This window comes from Stenotrophomonas sp. 28608_Sma, assembly GCF_056486185.1.
In genome coordinates, this window is sequence record NZ_CM151308.1 from 1642782 (window position 1) to 1660218 (window position 17437).

Here is a 17437-nt window from a genome sequence, read left to right on the forward strand (position 1 = left end):
AAGTGCCGAGATAAGGCTTGCACCTTCGCAACGGCGTGGAACGAAAGAAACGGTTCGCTGGGCGATAGCAGGCTCCTGTAGGTTCAGAAAGAAAATCCGGTCACAGTCGGCTCGCTCTCAGGCGCAAGGCGTTGCCAACGACCGACGCCGAACTCAGGCTCATCGCCAATGCTGCGATCAGCGGCGACAGCAGCCAGCCCGTGAGGGGATAGAGAACCCCGGCGGCGATGGGGATGCCCAGCGCGTTGTAGAGGAAGGCGAACATGAGGTTCTGCTTCATGTTGCGCACGGTACTCACCGAGAGCGTGCGAGCGACAGCGATGCCACGCAGGTCGCCCTTGACCAGCGTGACCTGGGCGCTGTTCATCGCCACGTCGGTCCCCGTTCCCATGGCGATGCCCACGTCTGCCTTCGCCAAGGCCGGCGCGTCGTTGATGCCGTCTCCGGCCATGGCGACGATGCGTCCTTCTTTCTGCAGCCGCTCGATCAACATGAGCTTGTCCGCCGGCTTGACCTCACCATGCACCTCGTCGATGCCTAGGCGTGCACCGACGGCTTTGGCGGTGGTCTGCCCGTCCCCGGTGGCCATGATGACCCGCAGGCCCGCAGCCTTCAACGCGGCCAGGGCCTCGGGGGTGCTGCCCTTGACCGGATCGGATACGGCGAGCAAGCCCGCGAGCTGCCCGTCCACAGCCAAGTACATGACGCTTGCCCCTTCGCCGCGCAGAGCTTCGGCCTGGGGTACGAGCGGTTCCACCGATACGCCAGACTGTTCCATCAGCACTGTGTTGCCCAACGCGAGTTGCCGGTGCTCAACCTTTCCGCGCACGCCGATGCCGGTTCCCGATTCAAAGCTCTGAGGCTTCACGAGTTGGAGGCCCTGGGCACGCGCGGCCTGCACGATGGCGTCGGCCAGGGGGTGTTCACTGCCCTGGTCCAGGCTGGCCGCAAGACGCAGCACCTCATCGTTCGTAAAGCCGGGTGCTGCGACGACCTGATCGAAAGCAGGTCGGCCTTCGGTCAGGGTTCCTGTCTTGTCGATGACGAGGGTATCGACCTTGCGAAGATTCTCGATCGCCGCGGCATCGCGGAATAGCACGCCCTGCGTGGCGCCACGGCCCGTTGCGACCATGATCGACATCGGCGTGGCCAGACCCAGCGCGCACGGGCAGGCGATGATCAGAACGGCCACCGCATTGATGAGTCCATAGACCCAGGTGGGCTGCGGCCCGAAGAATCCCCATACAAAGAGCGTCGTGACCGCAATGGCAACGACGGCCATCACGAAGTAGCCGGCAACGACATCGGCCATGCGTTGCATCGGCGCCTTGGAACGCTGCGCCTGGGCGACCATCTGGACGATCTGCGACAGAACGGTGTCCGAGCCGATCCGCTCCGAACGCATGACCAGCGCGCCGCTGGTGTTGAGTGTGGCCCCGATGACCTTGTCGCCCGCGCGCTTGCTTACGGGCAGCGGTTCGCCGGTCAGCATGGATTCGTCAATCGAGCTGCTGCCCTCGTGCACGATGCCATCCACCGGCACCTTCTCGCCGGGTCGGATGCGCAGCAGATCGCCGACGTGCACATGGCTGAGCGGCACGTCTTCCTCGCTGCCGTCCGCATTGATGCGCCGCGCGGTCTTGGGCGCCAGCCCCAGCAGCGACTTGATGGCCGCCGAAGTCTGGGAGCGCGCCTTGAGTTCCAGCACCTGGCCGAGCAGTGTCAGCGAGATGATGACGGCGGCGGCCTCGAAATACACGCCGACCCGTCCCATGGACATGAAGGAAGCTGGAAACACTTCCGGCGCAACGGTTGCCACGACGCTGTAGATGAATGCCGCACCCGTTCCCAGGCCGATCAGTGTCCACATGTTCGGGCTGCGGTTGACCACGGACAGCCAGCCGCGGGAGAAGAAGGGCCAGCCGGCCCACAGCACGATCGGCAACGACAGCACCAACTCGACCCAGCTCTGTGTAGCCATGTCCATCAGGTGTAGCCGCTCGCCCAGCATCGCCAGCGCCAGGACCACGAGCGTCAACGGCAAGGTCCACCAGAAGCGACGCGAGAAGTCACGCAACTCCGGGTTGTCGTCGTCGAGGTCGGGCAGCAGAGGCTCCAGCGTCATCCCGCACTTGGGGCAGATTCCCGGATGATCCTGGCGGATCTCCGGGTGCATCGGGCAGGTGTAGATTGTTCCGGGTGCGGTTGGCGATGCCGCCGGGGCCGGTGAAATCGCGGTGCTGGCATGGTGATGCGGTGCATGGCCGCTGCCTGTGCCTATGCCCGCGCCACCGCTGGCATATCGCGCCGGATCGGCGTCGAATTTGGCCTTGCATCCGGTGCTGCAAAACAGGTACGTGTTCCCCAAGTGCGTGGAGCGGTGCTCCGACGCCGCCGTGACCGCCATCCCACACACCGGATCTCGTGTCGAGGCATCGGGCTGCGAGTGGCTTGAGGGCCCGCCCGCATCGTCACTTCCAGCATGGCTGGCGTGATGGTGGTGGGTATGCGTGCCGGACGTTGTGGCACCCGCCGCCATGCCTGCGTGCTCATGTCCTGAAGACTTGCTGGGTGAATTCATAGTGACAAGTGCCCTCCGCCGTTAACCGTTGGTGTCTGGTGATCGCAGCAGGCCGCACGCGCGCAAGGAGACAAGCGCGGCGTCGCGTGCTCGCACGGTGCGAGTGCCTCGACTCATTGCTTCTGCTCCTTGGAGGCTGCGGCACCTTCCTCACCCTGACGCGCGGCATGATCGTGTCCGCCGTGGCCGTGACCACAGTGCATGAACAGGTGCATCAGCGGACAAGCCGCCAGCAGCAGGAAGGGGAGATAGCCGGCAACATGTGCCGTGTGCTCCTTGAGCAGGAAATACGCGGCGACAGCGGCGATGATGAGGAACGCCACGCCGTAGCGCGATCGCCAGAACCGGGGACGATCGCTGGGGGTATGTGTGTGCTGATGCTGCATGGCATATCTCCACGGAGAAGGGTTGATGGATGGTCAGCGATGCGACTGATAGACCGTGCTGCTACCGTTTTTCCCGATCAGCAGCACGTCGTAGGCGTCCTTGCGTCCACCATAGGCCGGACCATCCATGCCGGGCGAACCGACCGGCATGCCGGGCGCCGCAAGGCCGATGGCCTGCGGGGCTTCGCGCAGCAAGCGTTGAATGTCCGAGGCAGGCACATGACCCTCGATGGCATAGCTGCCGATCTGCGCCGTGTGGCACGAACCGTACTTCTGCGGGATGCCCAGCCGCGTGCGCGCTGCCGTGTTCCCGGTGTCGAGAACCTGCACATCGAAGCCTGCGCCTTGCAGGTGTGAGACCCAGTCCTTGCAGCATCCGCAGCTCGGGTCCTTCCAGACCTTGGCAATCGGTCGGCTCTGCGCCAGGCTCGGTCCTGCGAGTGCCATCACCAACAAGCCAGCGATCAATGCCTGGCGTCTCGGCACTTTGCCCTGGCTTCTGTCGTAGTGCATGTTCATAGATTGCCTCTCATCAGATGATCAAACCCGCTAGGTTCTAGAACCAGAATCGCACGCCAGCCACCCAGCGCGTCTGCTGCGCGCGGCCGCCTTCGGCACGCACATAGTCCGCGGTGCGTCCGAAGCTGCCCGCCCGTTCCACGCCGATATAGGGGGCGAACTGGCGACTGAATTCATAGCGCAGGCGCAAGCCAGCAGACGCTTCGGCCAAGCCCTTGCCGATACCGCGTTCCGGGTCGTCCTTGCCATAGAACTGCAACTCGGCGCGAGGCTCCAGAATCAGTCGCTGGGTCAGCAGCAGCTCGTAGCTGCCTTCGACACGCAGCGCCGTACGTCCGCCACTTCCCACGTAGCCCGTCGCCTCCAGCTCGAACCAGTAGGGGGCGAGGCCCTGGATGCCGAAAGCCAACCATTGACGGCTCGGGCCTTCGCCGTTATCCACCCGAATGCCGAGCTGGGTGTCCCAGTACGGTGCGACGGCGTGCCCCCAGAGAAGCTCGGTACGCGATTCTTCGAGCTTTCCTTTGGCGATATCGCCTTCGGCCTTCACGACGGCCTTGTTGTAGGTCGTCCCATACCACGCCTGGAGGTCGTAGGCCGTGGAATCGTCCCCTTTGCGCGTGAAGCGGCGTTCCAGGGTTTCGCCGCGCAACGAGAAGAACCTGTGTTCGTCGGCCAGCATCAGCCGCGGCACACCGGGTACGGCGTAGTCGCCCGATCCCAATGTCAGGCCATTGGAGTAGCCATGCGGATCGCGGGCGTCAGGAGGCGCCGACCCGCCCTGCATCTGCATGTTGCCGTGATCCATGGCCGGGGCCGCGGTCGAGCCGCTCGCCGACGCCGCGTGACCCGCGTGCGGGTCGGCGGCAGGAGCCACGGTCTGAGTGGATAGCGCGGCCGTTTGAGAGTCGGCCTGGCCGTGCGCAGCATGGTCGTTCTGTGCTTGTGCCTGTGCGGCGACGCTTACCAGGGCCAGTAGCGTCGTGGCCAGTGCGCGAGTGGGGAGTGCTTTGGACATTCTTGGTCTTCCTTGTGCGCTGGGTTCAAGACACCACGACTTCGCGGAACATGCCGGCATCCATGTGGAACATCAGGTGGCAGTGCCACGCCCAGCGGCCGAGCGCGTCGGCTGTCACCAGGAAGCTGATGCGTTGTGCCGGCTGCACCGGCAGGGTGTGGCGGCGCGCAAGGAAGCGACCGTCGGGGCTTTCCAGCTCGCTCCACATGCCGTGCAGGTGCATGGGATGGGTCATCATGGTGTCGTTGTGCAGAATGACCCGCAGCCGCTCGCCGTGTTTGAAGTGCACCGGCGTGGACTTTCCGAACTCCAGCCCGTCCAGGGACCATGCGTAGCGTTCCATGTTGCCCGTGAGGTGCAATTCGACCTCCCGGCCAGGGCCTCTCTTGTCCAGCGGCCCCGACGGGGTATGCAGATCCGCGAGGGTCAACACGCGCCGACCGTTGTTGCGCAGTCCAATGCCGGGGTCATCGAGGTTGGTGCGCGCCATGTCAACGCGCATGTCCGTGCTGGCACCATACTCGGTGCGAGCGTGGCGGGCAGTAGTGCTGGGCACGGCCAGTCCCCCCGCAGCCGCGGCGTGTTGGCTGTGATCCATCGCCATGCCACCGTGGTTCATGCCAGCCATCGCCCCATGATCCATCCCGGACATCGAACCCGAGCCCATCCCGGTCATCCCGGTCATCCCGGTCATCCCGGTCATGCCCGTCATGCCCGTCATGCCCGTCATGCCCGTCATCCCGGTCATCTCCATGGCCTGGCCGGACCCGCCATGGTCCATGCCCCCCATCATGCCGCCCATCATGTCGTTCATGGTCAGCCATTCGACCGGATCGAGGGCAGGCACGGGAGCTTGAAGACCTTCACGCACGGCCAGCGTGGCACGCGCGTAGCCTGTCCGGTCCATCGCCTGGGCGAAGATCGTGTAAGCGTCATCCCGTGGCTGGACGATCACATCGACGGTTTCGCCCGGACCGAATCGGAACTCATCGACCGTCACCGGCTCCACGTCAACACCATCGACGTGCACCACCGTGAGTTTCAGTCCGGGAATGCGTACGTCGTAGAAGGTGTTGCCCGCACCGTTGACCATGCGCAGCCGCACGCGCTCCCCCGGTCGGAACAACGCCGTCCAATTGCCGGCGGGGGTGACGCCGTTGGCCAGATAGGTCAGCGTGGCGGCGGACAGATCGGCGAGATCCGTCGGATTCATCCGCATCTCGTTCCACATCTTGCGCTTGTCGATCGCAGCGGCCATGCCGTCGCGCGAGGCGTCCCGGAAGAAGTCGAAGACGGTAGGTTGGTTGTAGTTGTAGTAGTCGCTTTGGGACTTGAGCTTGGTGAACACCCGCATCGGGTCTTCGTCGGTCCAATCCGAGAACAGCAGCACGTGGTCACGGTCGGCGCGGATGGTCTCGGCGCCAGCGGGGTCGATGATGATCGCCCCGTACATGCCCGTGAGTTCCTGGAAGCCGGAGTGCGAGTGGTACCAGTAGGAGCCGCTTTGCTGAACCTTGAAGCGGTACGTGAAGGTCTCGCCGGGAGCGATGCCTTTGAAGCTAATGCCCGGCACGCCATCCATCTGATACGGCAGGATGATCCCGTGCCAGTGGATGGATGTGGCTTCACGCAGCTTGTTGGTCACACGGATTGTGACGGTGTCACCCTCGCGCCAACGCAATGTCGGTGCCGGCAGCGAGCCGTTGATGGTCGTAGCCACGCCTGGCTTGCCCGTGAAGTTCACGGGCGATTCGGCGATCACCAAGTCGAACTCGGTGCCTTTTAGCACAGGGGCGGCACCGCGCGTCGCGGAGCCTTGCTGGGCAAATGCCTTGAACGCCGGCGTGGACAGCCCAGCGAGAACGCCGCCGGCGGCTAACCCTTGGACGAAACGCCGACGAGAAAGGCCCTGTGGGGGCACGATAAAAAAGGGTGAACGAGGCGGCATGGCCTGAAATCCTCCATAGATGACTCGGAAGTCGTTCTAAACGCCACCCCATCCTGAGCGGCACAGTTCGACGCAATGCAGGTCATGCTATGGGTTGGGCACTTTCCACCGAATGACCCTTGAATTACATTCATGTAATGTTCGTGTCATGTTCGTGGAAGCTGGCAACCAGTAAATTGCTGATTGAAGTGGATGAATGCGTACATCGTGAGCGGCTATTTTTCTGCGCCGCAGCGATTTCATGGGACATGCGATGAAACTGCTGGTCGTTGAAGACGAGAACAAGACGGCGGATTACGTCCGCCAAGGTCTCATGGAGGCGGGATTCGTAGTGGATCTGGCGCGCAACGGATTGGACGGACACCACCTGGCCATGGGCGAGACATACGATCTGGTGGTCTTGGATGTCATGCTGCCGGATGTCGATGGCTGGCGCATCGTGCGTGCCCTTCGAGATGCCGGTAAACAGGTCCCTGTACTCTTTCTGACGGCGCGTGGCGGTGTGGACGACCGTGTCAAGGGATTGGAACTGGGAGCGGACGACTACCTCGTCAAGCCATTCGCCTTCTCTGAGTTGCTGGCGCGGGTGCGGACGCTGCTGCGACGCGGAAGCGCTCCGAGCCAGCCTGATCGCATCCAGGTTGCCGATTTGGTACTGGACTTGGCGCGCCGACGTGCAACGCGCGCTGGCCAACGCATCAATCTCACCAGCAAGGAGTTCGCGTTGCTTGAGCTCCTGGCCCGTCGCCAGGGGGAAGTCCTTCCACGTTCTCTGATCGCGTCGCAGGTATGGGACATGAATTTCGACAGCGACAGCAACGTCATCGATGTAGCCATCCGCCGCCTACGCGCGAAGATAGACGATGCGTTCAATCCGAAGCTCATCCACACCGTGCGTGGAATGGGATACACGCTCGATGCGCCCGATGATGCCCCTGCGCCATAAGCCGCGGCAAAGCCGTCCAGCGTCGCTTGCATTGAGGGTCACGGCCCTGGTTGGTATCGCCACGACCTTGGTGTTTCTTGTGTTCAACTGGGTCATTCTCCGGTCGTTGGAGCACCACTTTGCTCAACAGGATGCCCACGAACTGGAGGCAGTGACAGCCGCTTTGGCTCAGCCCTTGCACCAGCTTGCAAGTGACATCGCAAGCGACGAACTGAAGCAACACTTGGCCAACGCAGTCGCAGGACATCATGGGATGACGTACGGCGTCTACGATGGGTCTGGCAATAGCATCTATGCCACGCCCGGTCCTGACCTGTCGAAACTTGACAGTAACAAAAAGTTGGTGAACCGCATCACCGCTGACGATTTGATCGTGTGGCACGAGGATCAGAGGTCATATCGAGGTGTGGTGGTACAACTGCCTGCTGACGATTCAGCGGCGTCCGGCTACCGCATCGTCGCCGCCATGGACATCGGCTTTCATCTCGACTTCCTGGCGGAGTTCAAGCGCATGCTTTGGTGGGCAACCGGCTTGGTCATGTGTCTGGCGCTCGGTGTGGCTTGGCTGGCGGTGCAGTGGGGCCATCTGCCGATTCGCAAGGTCAATGAAGAGATTCGGGCGATTCGCTCTTCAAAGCTGGATGTGAGGTTGGATCCTCGGGATGTGCCGATCGAACTGGCGGAACTGGTATTTGCCTTCAACGATATGTTGGCGAGAATCGAGGAAGGCTTCACCCGGCTATCACACTTTTCCGCAGACATAGCGCACGAGTTGCGCACGCCCGTCACCAACCTGGTCACGCAGACTCACGTAGCGCTTGGCCAGCCGCGCAGCAACGAGGAATACAGAGAAATCCTCTATTCAAATTTGGAAGAGTTTGATCGGATGGGACGCATGATTGGAGACATGCTGTTTCTTGCCCAAACGGAAAATGATCCCCGCAACTTGCGCTTGTCTACAATTGATCTGTCCGAATTGGTGCGGAGTCTGTTCGACTATTTCGAGGCGCTGGCAGAAGATAGCGGCATTACGCTTGGCGTTAAAGGGGCGATCGGCAGCATAGCGGCGGATCGGGAAATGCTCACCCGGGCGCTGAACAATCTTCTCTCGAACGCAATTCGACACACTCCTCGCGGGAAGAGCATCACGGTCTTGCTCTCGCAGGATGAGCAGTGGACAACGATCAGTGTGGTCAATCCCGGTGAGAAAATTCCTGAGCCCGATCTACCAAAGCTCTTCAATCGATTCTACCGAGTTGATCCGGCACGGCAACGAAATACGGCGGGCGCCGGTCTTGGCCTTGCCATCGTGAAATCGATTGCGGAGGCGCATGGTGGTTCTGTTGCCGTGACCTCCAGCGAGCTTGTCACAAGATTTGACTTGGCACTGCCCCATCTGCGGCAGTAGTCCGGGTGAGCTTCGGTGCCGGATAGCCGCATTCGGAGATGCAATGGCGCAGATCCTTGACCCTGAGGCATCGCTCGTCGAGATGAATCGTTGCGCTTCCCGCAACATAGTTGGCATCCGCATTATGGACGCCGTGAAGATACAGCAGCTTGCGGCGCACTCCCTCACCGCTCAGGCTCGATACAAGCCCTCCGACTTCAACGTTGATCGACTTCATGAATGCTCTTTCCTGTTAGCTGTATTTGTGGTGTCAAGGAGCGAATCGGCCCGAGTCCAGACAGTCCTGCGAGAACTCGAAGACAATCTCCCGGTCGGGAGCGATGACCTTATGCTTCTTGCCGGCGTAGTGCAGCCCAGAGACGGGAGAGGCGCTGCCTTGTTCCATCATCGCTGCGCTCATCGGGCCTTTGGCTCTGTCTGAATAAAGGTGCGCTTTGGCGGCAATAGACTGCCCCGGCGAAATTGAGGAGGTCATGTTGACGCCCCTTGCTTTCCTGAAGTCTGTTCGCAGTGTCTGGTCTCACCCAACAGGGATAGATAGGGATTGCTCGGAGGCGTTTCCGAGAAAAGCAGGCTCGGATCTTCCAGAAGGTATCCATGCAGACGGCGGGATTTTCTAGGCCCGGTTACTTCACAGGTCCAGATGTTCAGGCCGTTCGGTTGCTTGCGATGCAGCTGCAGCCTCTCGAAGCGCTTTTGTATCCACTGCCAGTCTTGCTGGCTCTCCTGCTTGGCCAGCGCGCTGACTTGCGGATGCTCCTGCGCATAGCGCTGGAATACGCCGGGGCTGACCAGGTAGGCGGTGCCGCTCGCGGTATGCACGAGCGCTTTCGCGTCGTTGATGATGAGCCGGCGGGAAGCGATGCCTTGTTTCAGCCACGCCATGAAGTGCTCTCCGGATGGCGCTGTCGTGGGCTTGGGCGCTGGGGACGAACGCTGAGGTGCGGTCAAGGTCGTCGCTTCAGTACGCGCGGCAGACACCGGCTCCGAAGGTGCTTCAGCGTCCTGCCGGGTTGCGGGTGAATTCACCATGCCCACCATCGAAAGCATGTCTTCCATGGCGTCGGGCAGCGGTTCACCTTTCGCTGGACGAGAGGGGTTACCTCCCTCCCATGGCGGAACCTCTTGGCCCTCCGAGGCTGACTGCGCTCCGGCCGGCGGAGTAGTGGCTGACACATCGGGCCCTTTGTCCGTGGCCGCCGCGTCGATCGCCACTGTGCCGGCGAACAGCGCCGGCCTCTCGCTTGGCTCCCAGATCAGCGCGGGCCCGAGGCGCAACAGCGTGAACGAGTGACACCAGCCGGTGGAACTGGTCACGGTCGCGCGCCAGATCGCCTTGCCGTCGGGCGTCGGCTGCAACATGCCGTGATCCTGGAGGACGTTGAACACCGCGGTGTTGTTCGCAGGAATGCCGTCAACGCCTTGGGACAGCAGGTGCGCACGCAGTTTGTCCGATACCGTCTTGCTCACCAGCCACAGCGCGTCCTCGGTGAGCCAGCCATCGGAGGCTTCCGGCTGGTTCAGCTTCAACTGTTCCTTGAGCAGGTAGCGCAGCCCGTCGAGCAGCTTGCGTTGCAGCGCGTGCTTGGGAGCGGCCATGGCGCGCGCCGGATCGCCGCCCAGTTCCTGGGCCACGGAAGCGCGGTCGGCCTGCACGACCAGTTCGCCCAGCACACCGGCGTGCTCGTACTGGCCGGCCAGGACGTAGAGCAGCGGTCCCCACAGGTCGGGATAGCCACTGAGCCAGTCCAGGAGTTGGGTATCCAACAGTTGGCGGTAGAGCAAGCCCGTCGCCGCGCTGTGCAGGTGGTATTCGCGATCGTCGCGGTAGCGGAAGCGGTACGGCTGGTGCAGCGGACCGTACCACGGGTGCCACAGCGAGCCATCGGCCAGTTCGACGTGCAGATCGACGGCGATCTTGCCGATGTCGTGCAACAACGCGGCATAGGCGACTGCAGCAGTCCAGGCCTCAGCCTGCGCAGCCTGGTCCTCGGGGCTTGCGCCGATGGGAAGCAGATGGGACTGCCGCAGCTTCAGACTGTAGGCGACGATTTCCAGGCCATGGTCCAGCATGCCGCCGGGGTAAGCGTGATGATGCGCCTCGGAAGCCGGGAAAGCCTGGACCAGCTCGGCGTAGCGTTCCAGTGGCGCCCGGTACAAGGTGGCGAACTGCTTACGTGAGAGCGACGTGCGCTGCCAGATGTGCTCCAGCAGCTTCTGCCGGCGCGGGGTGGCCAGCAGCGATGCGGCCGACTCGGGCCGCATCAACCCTTTCGGGAGGTCGGTGACCGATGGTGGCGTCGGAGCAGCAGCAACCGCGGGCCGTTTTCGCTGGAACAGAGAGAGCATGCGGGTGTCCTGTCGCGGGCCGAGCGGGGAGGCCTTTTTGCCTTTTCGGGATAGAGCCTTTCCCCTTGCACCCCATTCCCTTGCCATTTCGACCCTTTACAGCCTTTGGGTATAGGGCGACGGGTGCTGACCGTCCACCGCCAATGCGGGTTGCAGCAGGGCCGGATTGATGCAGGAAGGCTGGCTGTTCACGCCCTACGATGGGCCGATTCTTGGACTCGGAGAACGCCGTGAGGCTTCACGTTGACAAAGTAAGGAAATTTCCTTACCATGCGGGTATCGCAATCAGGAGAGCCGCCATGCCTGCCATCCACGAAGTTGCCACGCTGACCTCCAAAGGCCAGATCACGCTGCCCAAGCCCATCCGGCAGGCGCTCGGCGTCGATGCCGGTGGCAAGCTCGCGTTCGATCTGCGGGGCAGCGAAGTCGTCGTCACCCGCGTCGATGCCGAGCATGAGGACCCCGCCATCGGCGCATTCCTGAGCCTGCTGGCCCGCGACATCGAAGCTGGCCGGAACGTCCAGGGCCTGCCCGAGGATCTGGCCCGCGCCATGCTGGAGCATGCTGGCCACGGTCTGGACCTGGACGAGGAGATCGACGGGAAAGTGGAACTCTGATGCAACGGCATGGCTGGACGCTGCTCTTCCACGACTGCGTGATCGAGCAGTTGCAGAAACTGCATGCGACCGCGAGGCGCGCGCAGGAGAACGACCCGACGGGCTTCGAGTCCAATGCCAACGTCAAGCTCTTCCGGGCCTTGAGCCAGTTGATCTTGGATGTGGTGCCAGGCGATCCGGCACGCGACGAGTACCGCCAGGGCAACACCTTGGGACCTGCCCACCGCCACTGGCGAAGGGCCAAGATCGGACGGCGGTTCCGGCTGTTCTTCCGGTATGACTCGAAGGCGAAGGTCATCGTGTACGCCTGGGTCAACGATGAACAGACCCTGCGGTCTTCGGGTAGCAAATCGGACCCGTATGTCGTGTTCGAGAAGATGCTCGGGCGCGGGAACCCACCAGACGACTGGCATGCGCTGATACAGGCAAGCAAGCAGGATTGGAGCAAACTGGAATAGGCATCGCTCAATAGCAGGAGACGACCATGAACACCACGACACGCATCCGTACCGCAGAACGACTCGGCCGCACCTTGGGTCGCGGATGGCGTGCCTACGTGCGCGGCGAACGCCGGGCATCGAGCTGGTTGGTGTCAAAGGGGGGGGCGGCGGCCGGTGCCACCGCGCTCGTGTGGGTGGTCAAGCTGGTTGCGCTCGGGGTGCTGCTGTACACCACCTTCTGGCTGGCGGTGTTGCTACTGCTGGGCGTTGCGGCGGTATGGATGGCTGGCAATTCGGCTAGAGATGAAGACCGCTGGACGCAACAGGATGAATTGCGCAATGGCGAGGCGGGCTTTGGCCTGTATTCTTCCAATGGCCAGCGGCTCGACCCTCACGACCCGAACGATCCGTTCGATGACTGAGGTTTGGCCTGTTTGTCACAGAACCTTGCCGGCTACCTTGTTTACACCTGACCCGGCGCTATCACGCGTTTCCTTGGAGCCGACAGCAAGGTTCTGAGCAATCACCCCAGCCTTAACTCCGACCCACCCCAAAGCAGCGACCCAAAACGTCGGCAGGACCAGAAACATCGTGCCTGTGACGAACATCAGGAGCATGTCGCCGAAGGCGTTGTTCAGCCCCACCAGCGGGTCGAAGTTGGTGTGCGGCCGGTTCCAGCCGAACCCCCAGCCATAAAGTGCGTCCAGGATCGTCGAATCGATCCAGCGCGCAAGCTGAAACCAGAAATCCGTGAAGAACAGCGCGAACTGCACGACGCTGACCGTGACGACCGTCTTCAAGTCATAGGTGCCCACGACCAGCACGAGCGGGATGCAGATTACCAATGCCATCTTGAGCAAGGCGAGCACCATCGGCAGCGCCTGCCGCACGACGTCCATCGCGGGAAACGAGGCAATCGCGCCAACTGCCATTCCAACGTCTCCCGTAGCCCGCGTCACGATGTTTGGCAAGGTCTTGTCGATCTGGCCGCCGTAGTCGGTATAGACGCTGCCTTGGTTCAGCTTCTGCTGCCGCGGTGACGCGATCGCGCGGATCACCGAATTGTCCACCTCGGCCCGGCTCAGGAAGCCAGCCCAGCCCGCCAGGCGATTGAGCAGGCTCGGGTCCACCTGTCCCAGCAGCCGTGCCCGCAGGCCATTGCTGCCATCAGCCCACCATTGCCTGCAGGTCGGGTAGCCACCGCCACTGGATACCTGGGCCAGCCCAGCGTCGCGGTTGCTGTCATAGGGCCAGTCATCGCGCGGCGTGCTGGAGCGATACGTGTCGTAGTACCCGTTCGTGTCGGTGAAGAACCGCGATCCGATCCAGGTCACGTCGTGCATCTGCTGCTCATCAAGTTGAGGGCGCTGCATGAACAATTTGGCCCGTGCAGGCCCATAGCAATCCCGAGAGAAATCCGCTACTTCCTGAGCCAGCACCGGATCATCGATGCGCGTGGCGTCGATCTCCATGCGCATCTGCCGCAGGTCCGTGCCGCACGGGATTGCCGCCACCGAAGCGCCCGTGACGGCGCGCGAGAGCGCGTGCATGAACGCCCACCACACCGGCACCTTCGCCGACTGGTTGTTGATGGTGCTGAAGGACTGCGACCAGCCGGTATCCGCGGGCTGCGCCACGCTGACCTGGCACTGGGCCGAGCGCGAGCTGTCGTACTGGATGGTGTTTAGGTCCACGTCGATGAACGGAATGCCGGCGAACATCACCACCACGATGGCGACGAAGACCCGGTTCTCGATGCGGGCGGCGCTCAGCACGCCTTTATTGCCCTCGTCGGCGCCTTCAGCACGAGCTTTCAACCACTCCTGCACGACGATGGCGACGAAAGGCAGCGCGAATACCCCGCTGGATACGAGGGCCGCCCAGATGCCGTTGTTGACGATCCAGGAAACGAGTGTGAGGTAGTACTCCAGGTAGTCGGTCGTGAAAAGCGTCATGGCCTCGATCCCCTCAAGCGGCCTGCATCAACAAGCTGGCTTCCAGCACGACGATGGCGACGACGCCCGCGATCTCGCTGCGCATCAGGCGGCGCCGTGCCTGCCCATCTGCCCCGTCCTGGTCTTCGCGCGCCAGCAGCCGGCGGCGCATCCAGAGCCACCCGTAAACCGTGGCCCCGTACAGACACAGCCGCCACACGAAGAAGTAGCCCGATGCGGCCGCGAGCCACCGCTCCCATCCGGCCACGCTGCCGACCAGGTAGATGCCGGCGATGTTGGCACCCACCGCAGCGGCGACGAGCACCACCGCCCACAGCAGCGCCGTCGCCGCGCGCCGGCTGAAGAGCCAGCGCAAGGGGCGCCAGGCCATGCGCTCCGCGTTCATGGCCTGGCTCCGGGATTGCCCTTCTGCAACTGGTCAAGGCGGTCGGGTACCGGATCGCCCTCGTAGATGCCGCGCGAGCCGGCCGCCCGCGTGCCGTGGCGCTGGATGATGGCCATCGGCGAGTTGTTCGCCAGTTCGCGCCGCAGCTCCAATTCCGTCTTCAGGTTGCGGATCTCCCGGTCGAGCGTGTCGCTCTCATGGTTCACGGCCTGCACCGCAAGTTCGTTGGCTGCGACGTTGGGCTCCTTCTTGCCCGTGAGCAGCGTGCGTTGGAGCAGGAGCGCCTTCTCCAGCACCGATGACAGCGCCACTTCGGACGCGAGGCGCCGCGCCAGCAGGTCCTGGTCCGGCTCGTCGCGCAGCGCCTCGATCACGCCGCGGGTGATCGGCAGCGACGTGCTGCCGGCCTCGCGCAAGTTCTCGAAGGTGGTATTACGCGTGCCGGAAACCAGCTCCTGCAAGACCTCCAGCTTGGCTTCGTACTCCTCCTGGATCAGCGGCGTCAGCCCGACGCCGGGCACCGTCTCGGTCTTAGTGCAGGAGTCGCACGTGCGCTGCACCTGCTCTCCGAGGGCGCGCGTGGCCCATTCGGTCGCCTGCTGCGGCGACGTCCAGGTCTGGCAGGACAGGCTCGCGCAACTGGTGGACGCGATGGAGGAGGTGTCCGTCACGCCGCGACCGTTGACCAGGTTGTAGCCCGCGCGGGTGACGTCGCCGACCACCCGGATGGCGGACTGGCCCGCGCCACCGGCATTGCTGCCGCCCACCCAGGGCACGCCGTCGTTGCCGCGGCGCGTCTCGGCCTGCTCGACGGCCGATACGGCATCGTTGCTGCCAACCGCGTCACGCAGGGCCATGCCTTCGGCCATCTGGCTCCAGCCAAGCTGGCCACCCGCCGTCTCGGCCATCTTCTCCGCCATGGCGCGGCACGTCAGCTTGGAGCGGTCGAAGTCCAGCCGCGCCTGCAGCACGCCGTTAGTCAGCAGGTTGTACAGGCCCGGATCGGCGCGCTGAATGATCAGCGCCGGCAGCGATGCAACCGCGCTGGTCGCGCTCTGGATCACGTTGCTCATGATCTGCTGAAAGCCGTTCGTGATGCCGTTAAGCTGATTGCGCAGCGTGGTCTGGATGCTCATGTCGCCGCAGATCAGGTTGCTGTTCCACCCCACGCCGACCCCGATGGAACGCATGCCGGCCGCGCGGCCCATGGACACCGCACTGCCACCGCCGATCGAGTACATGACGTCATCGCCGAGGACGGGGCCGCTGTTCTGGTATCCGACCTGCGCCCACGCCATGCCGCAGACCAGAGCGAGCGTGCCGGCCAGCGCCGTCGGGCGCAGCAGGCGGCACGCCTTGGCGGAAAGGTTCATCGGTTCAGGACGCTTCATCGTGGCACCTCAGAGGAAATCGACGCTGCCCAGGAACACCTGACCGCGGCGTTCGCAGCACGCATAGGGACGCCACAGCGCCCAGGCGTAGTCGCCTTGCTGGGCCTGGGTCAGCGTGCCGCTGTGCGGGAACACCACGCAGGTGTTGGACAGGCGCGGCGTCAGCTCCTGCCACTTGCCCGTAGAGGCATCACCCTCCATCAGCTCGCCGGCCGGCCAGTAGCCGTCGCGGGCGTTGGCAAGCAGCGGCTGGTACACGTGGATCTGCCCGCGGCGCGTGACGACATCGCCCGCGCGCTGGGCCACCACAGCCCCGGATTTTTGGTCGTCGGTCTGGTGCAGGAAGCCGCCGCGCGGATAGACGTTGCCCCAGAGATTCATCGTGGTGCGCGCACCGACCTCGCGCATGCCCGGAATCAACGCCTCCGGGTAGGCCATTTCAGGCACGTTGTAGCGCCAAGCCAGCGTGTCCAGCGTGCTGAGTAGATACGGCATGAAGGCCGTGCCCGCGCCTTGGCAGAAATAGCCCGACGACGATGCGAACTGGTTGAATACCTCGCCGCCAGGATGGCCGATGACATCGCTGTTCTTGAATTTGGCGAGGTTGTTTTCGTGGTCTTCGTTCGTGGTCCCATCCCCACCTGCCTGTGCGGATGGGTTGGGCGTGCTCATCGCCTGCACTTCGACCCAGGGGTTCTCCCCGGTGTTGCTGTAGCTGGAGACGACCGCATCGGGCACGTAGTGCCGGACCTTGGTGGACGTGCGCACCGTGCAGCCCGTCCAGGTGCAGTAGAGCCAGTAGCAGATGCCCACCACCCGGTATTCCAGGCAGTCCGGCGACATGACGGAGGACACGATGGTGGCGGTGTTCAGGGCGTAGCTGCCGGTGGCGCTGACCAACAGCAGCGAGGCCACGGCGACGCGCAGGCGGCGCAGCAAGTCGAATGGGCGATGGGTCACGGCTGCGTCCTCCGGTACTGCTCGATGCGGGACACCGCCCGGGCCACGTCCGGCTCGCCATAGACCACATAGCGTTGATCTACCACGACGGCCGGGATGGCGGCGACGCCCAGGCTCCATGCATCGGCGACGCCCTGGTAGGCGGTGCCGATGCGGCGCTGAAGATCGGTGCCGCCTTGGTTCAGTCGTTGCCGGACGATGGCTGCTGCCCGCTCGGGGTCGGCCGGCAGATCCGCGGAAAGCTCGGCCTCGATCCGGGGCGCTTCGTCCAACTCGATCAGCCGCTCGCCGCCGGCGGTCTTGACCGGGTGGCGGCTGTCGGTGACGACCACCACGTCGGCGGCGAAGGTGGCCGGGCTGAACACGGCCAGAGATGCCGGCAGCGCCACGGCCAGGCCAAGGGTTCGCCAGCCTGGTGCGAACCGGGTAAAAGCTGCTGGCATGTCATGCGCCCCGGAAGTTGATCAGGGCCATAGTCAAACGCCGAACCCCACGCGGCCCCAACAAACAATGCGCATCGCGGCCACCCCGCAT

18 protein-coding genes are annotated in these 17437 nt (G+C 63.5%); 5 read left to right on the plus strand and 13 right to left on the minus strand.

The features are described from left to right. Nucleotides 1-100: 100 nt before the first annotated feature. The 5 genes from ACZLHH_RS07505 to ACZLHH_RS07525 all read right to left on the minus strand — a co-directional run bounded on the left by ACZLHH_RS07505 (nt 101) and on the right by ACZLHH_RS07525 (nt 6452). Nucleotides 101-2407 carry a heavy metal translocating P-type ATPase gene (locus ACZLHH_RS07505; RefSeq protein WP_013391824.1) on the minus strand — a complete coding sequence of 769 codons (2307 nt, stop codon included), beginning with the start codon at nt 2405-2407 and terminating at the stop codon, nt 101-103. A gap of 287 nt (nt 2408-2694) precedes the next feature. After that, complete coding sequence (locus tag ACZLHH_RS07510; RefSeq protein ID WP_016445096.1) at nt 2695-2967, minus strand: DUF2933 domain-containing protein; 273 nt, start codon at nt 2965-2967, stop codon at nt 2695-2697. Nucleotides 2968-3000: 33 nt separating this feature from the next. Further along, nucleotides 3001-3486, minus strand: a complete 486-nt coding sequence (locus ACZLHH_RS07515) for a DUF411 domain-containing protein (RefSeq protein WP_013391822.1) — start codon at nt 3484-3486, stop codon at nt 3001-3003. Nucleotides 3487-3523: 37 nt separating this feature from the next. Continuing rightward, the gene (locus ACZLHH_RS07520; protein WP_016445097.1) at nt 3524-4504 is read right to left on the minus strand and encodes a copper resistance protein B; all 981 of its coding nucleotides are present in this window, start codon (nt 4502-4504) and stop codon (nt 3524-3526) included. Between the two features lie 25 nt (nt 4505-4529). Then, the gene (locus ACZLHH_RS07525; protein ID WP_016445098.1) at nt 4530-6452 is read right to left on the minus strand and encodes a copper resistance system multicopper oxidase; all 1923 of its coding nucleotides are present in this window, start codon (nt 6450-6452) and stop codon (nt 4530-4532) included. Nucleotides 6453-6705: 253 nt separating this feature from the next. Here ACZLHH_RS07525 and ACZLHH_RS07530 point away from each other — a divergent pair, with 253 nt between their 5' ends. Both ACZLHH_RS07530 and ACZLHH_RS07535 read left to right on the plus strand, forming a co-directional pair. After that, on the plus strand, nt 6706-7398 hold the full coding sequence (locus ACZLHH_RS07530; protein WP_003097513.1) for a heavy metal response regulator transcription factor: 693 nt from the start codon (nt 6706-6708) through the stop codon (nt 7396-7398). Next, entirely contained in the window at nt 7379-8806 is a 1428-nt protein-coding gene (locus tag ACZLHH_RS07535) for a heavy metal sensor histidine kinase (RefSeq protein ID WP_425483442.1), read from the plus strand. The genes ACZLHH_RS07530 and ACZLHH_RS07535 overlap by 20 nt, the downstream gene beginning before the upstream one ends. Here the strand turns inward: ACZLHH_RS07535 and ACZLHH_RS07540 are convergent. The 3 genes from ACZLHH_RS07540 to mobH are packed head-to-tail and all read right to left on the minus strand — an operon-like array spanning nt 8766 to nt 11155. Continuing rightward, nucleotides 8766-9023 (minus strand): heavy-metal-associated domain-containing protein, encoded by a 258-nt coding sequence (locus tag ACZLHH_RS07540; RefSeq protein WP_013391817.1) that lies wholly within the window; start codon nt 9021-9023, stop codon nt 8766-8768. The two genes, ACZLHH_RS07535 and ACZLHH_RS07540, sit on opposite strands and share 41 nt — an antisense overlap. Nucleotides 9024-9056: 33 nt before the next feature. Then, a complete protein-coding gene (locus tag ACZLHH_RS07545) occupies nt 9057-9281 on the minus strand; it encodes a hypothetical protein (RefSeq protein ID WP_034012201.1) in 225 nt (74 codons plus the stop codon). After that, nucleotides 9278-11155 carry a MobH family relaxase gene (gene mobH, locus ACZLHH_RS07550; protein ID WP_016445100.1) on the minus strand — a complete coding sequence of 626 codons (1878 nt, stop codon included), beginning with the start codon at nt 11153-11155 and terminating at the stop codon, nt 9278-9280. Before mobH ends, ACZLHH_RS07545 begins: the two co-directional genes overlap by 4 nt. 299 nt (nt 11156-11454) lie before the next feature. Between mobH and ACZLHH_RS07555 the strand changes: the two genes are divergently transcribed. The 3 genes from ACZLHH_RS07555 to ACZLHH_RS07565 are packed head-to-tail and all read left to right on the plus strand — an operon-like array spanning nt 11455 to nt 12634. Beyond that, a complete protein-coding gene (locus ACZLHH_RS07555; protein ID WP_013391814.1) occupies nt 11455-11772 on the plus strand; it encodes a type II toxin-antitoxin system PrlF family antitoxin in 318 nt (105 codons plus the stop codon). Next, complete coding sequence (locus ACZLHH_RS07560) at nt 11772-12230, plus strand: type II toxin-antitoxin system YhaV family toxin (protein ID WP_013391813.1); 459 nt, start codon at nt 11772-11774, stop codon at nt 12228-12230. The genes ACZLHH_RS07555 and ACZLHH_RS07560 overlap by 1 nt, the downstream gene beginning before the upstream one ends. Nucleotides 12231-12256: 26 nt before the next feature. Further along, nucleotides 12257-12634, plus strand: coding sequence for a DUF3742 family protein (locus ACZLHH_RS07565; protein WP_013391812.1), 378 nt, complete (start codon nt 12257-12259; stop codon nt 12632-12634). A 15-nt stretch (nt 12635-12649) separates the two neighbouring features. On the opposite strand, the gene ACZLHH_RS07570 is transcribed toward ACZLHH_RS07565, so the two are convergent. Genes ACZLHH_RS07570 through ACZLHH_RS07590 form a run of 5 tightly spaced genes read right to left on the minus strand, consistent with a single transcriptional unit; the run spans nt 12650 to nt 17346 of the window. Next, nucleotides 12650-14167 carry a conjugal transfer protein TraG N-terminal domain-containing protein gene (locus tag ACZLHH_RS07570; protein ID WP_016445101.1) on the minus strand — a complete coding sequence of 506 codons (1518 nt, stop codon included), beginning with the start codon at nt 14165-14167 and terminating at the stop codon, nt 12650-12652. Nucleotides 14168-14180: 13 nt separating this feature from the next. Next, nucleotides 14181-14552: a hypothetical protein gene (locus tag ACZLHH_RS07575; RefSeq protein ID WP_013391810.1), complete on the minus strand. Its 372-nt coding sequence runs from the start codon at nt 14550-14552 to the stop codon at nt 14181-14183. Beyond that, nucleotides 14549-15943 (minus strand): integrating conjugative element protein, encoded by a 1395-nt coding sequence (locus ACZLHH_RS07580; RefSeq protein ID WP_013391809.1) that lies wholly within the window; start codon nt 15941-15943, stop codon nt 14549-14551. Before ACZLHH_RS07580 ends, ACZLHH_RS07575 begins: the two co-directional genes overlap by 4 nt. A 9-nt stretch (nt 15944-15952) precedes the next feature. Next, nucleotides 15953-16882, minus strand: coding sequence for a TIGR03756 family integrating conjugative element protein (locus ACZLHH_RS07585; protein ID WP_176605585.1), 930 nt, complete (start codon nt 16880-16882; stop codon nt 15953-15955). Nucleotides 16883-16899: 17 nt separating this feature from the next. Continuing rightward, entirely contained in the window at nt 16900-17346 is a 447-nt protein-coding gene (locus ACZLHH_RS07590; RefSeq protein ID WP_003116803.1) for a TIGR03757 family integrating conjugative element protein, read from the minus strand. Nucleotides 17347-17437 lie beyond the last annotated feature (91 nt).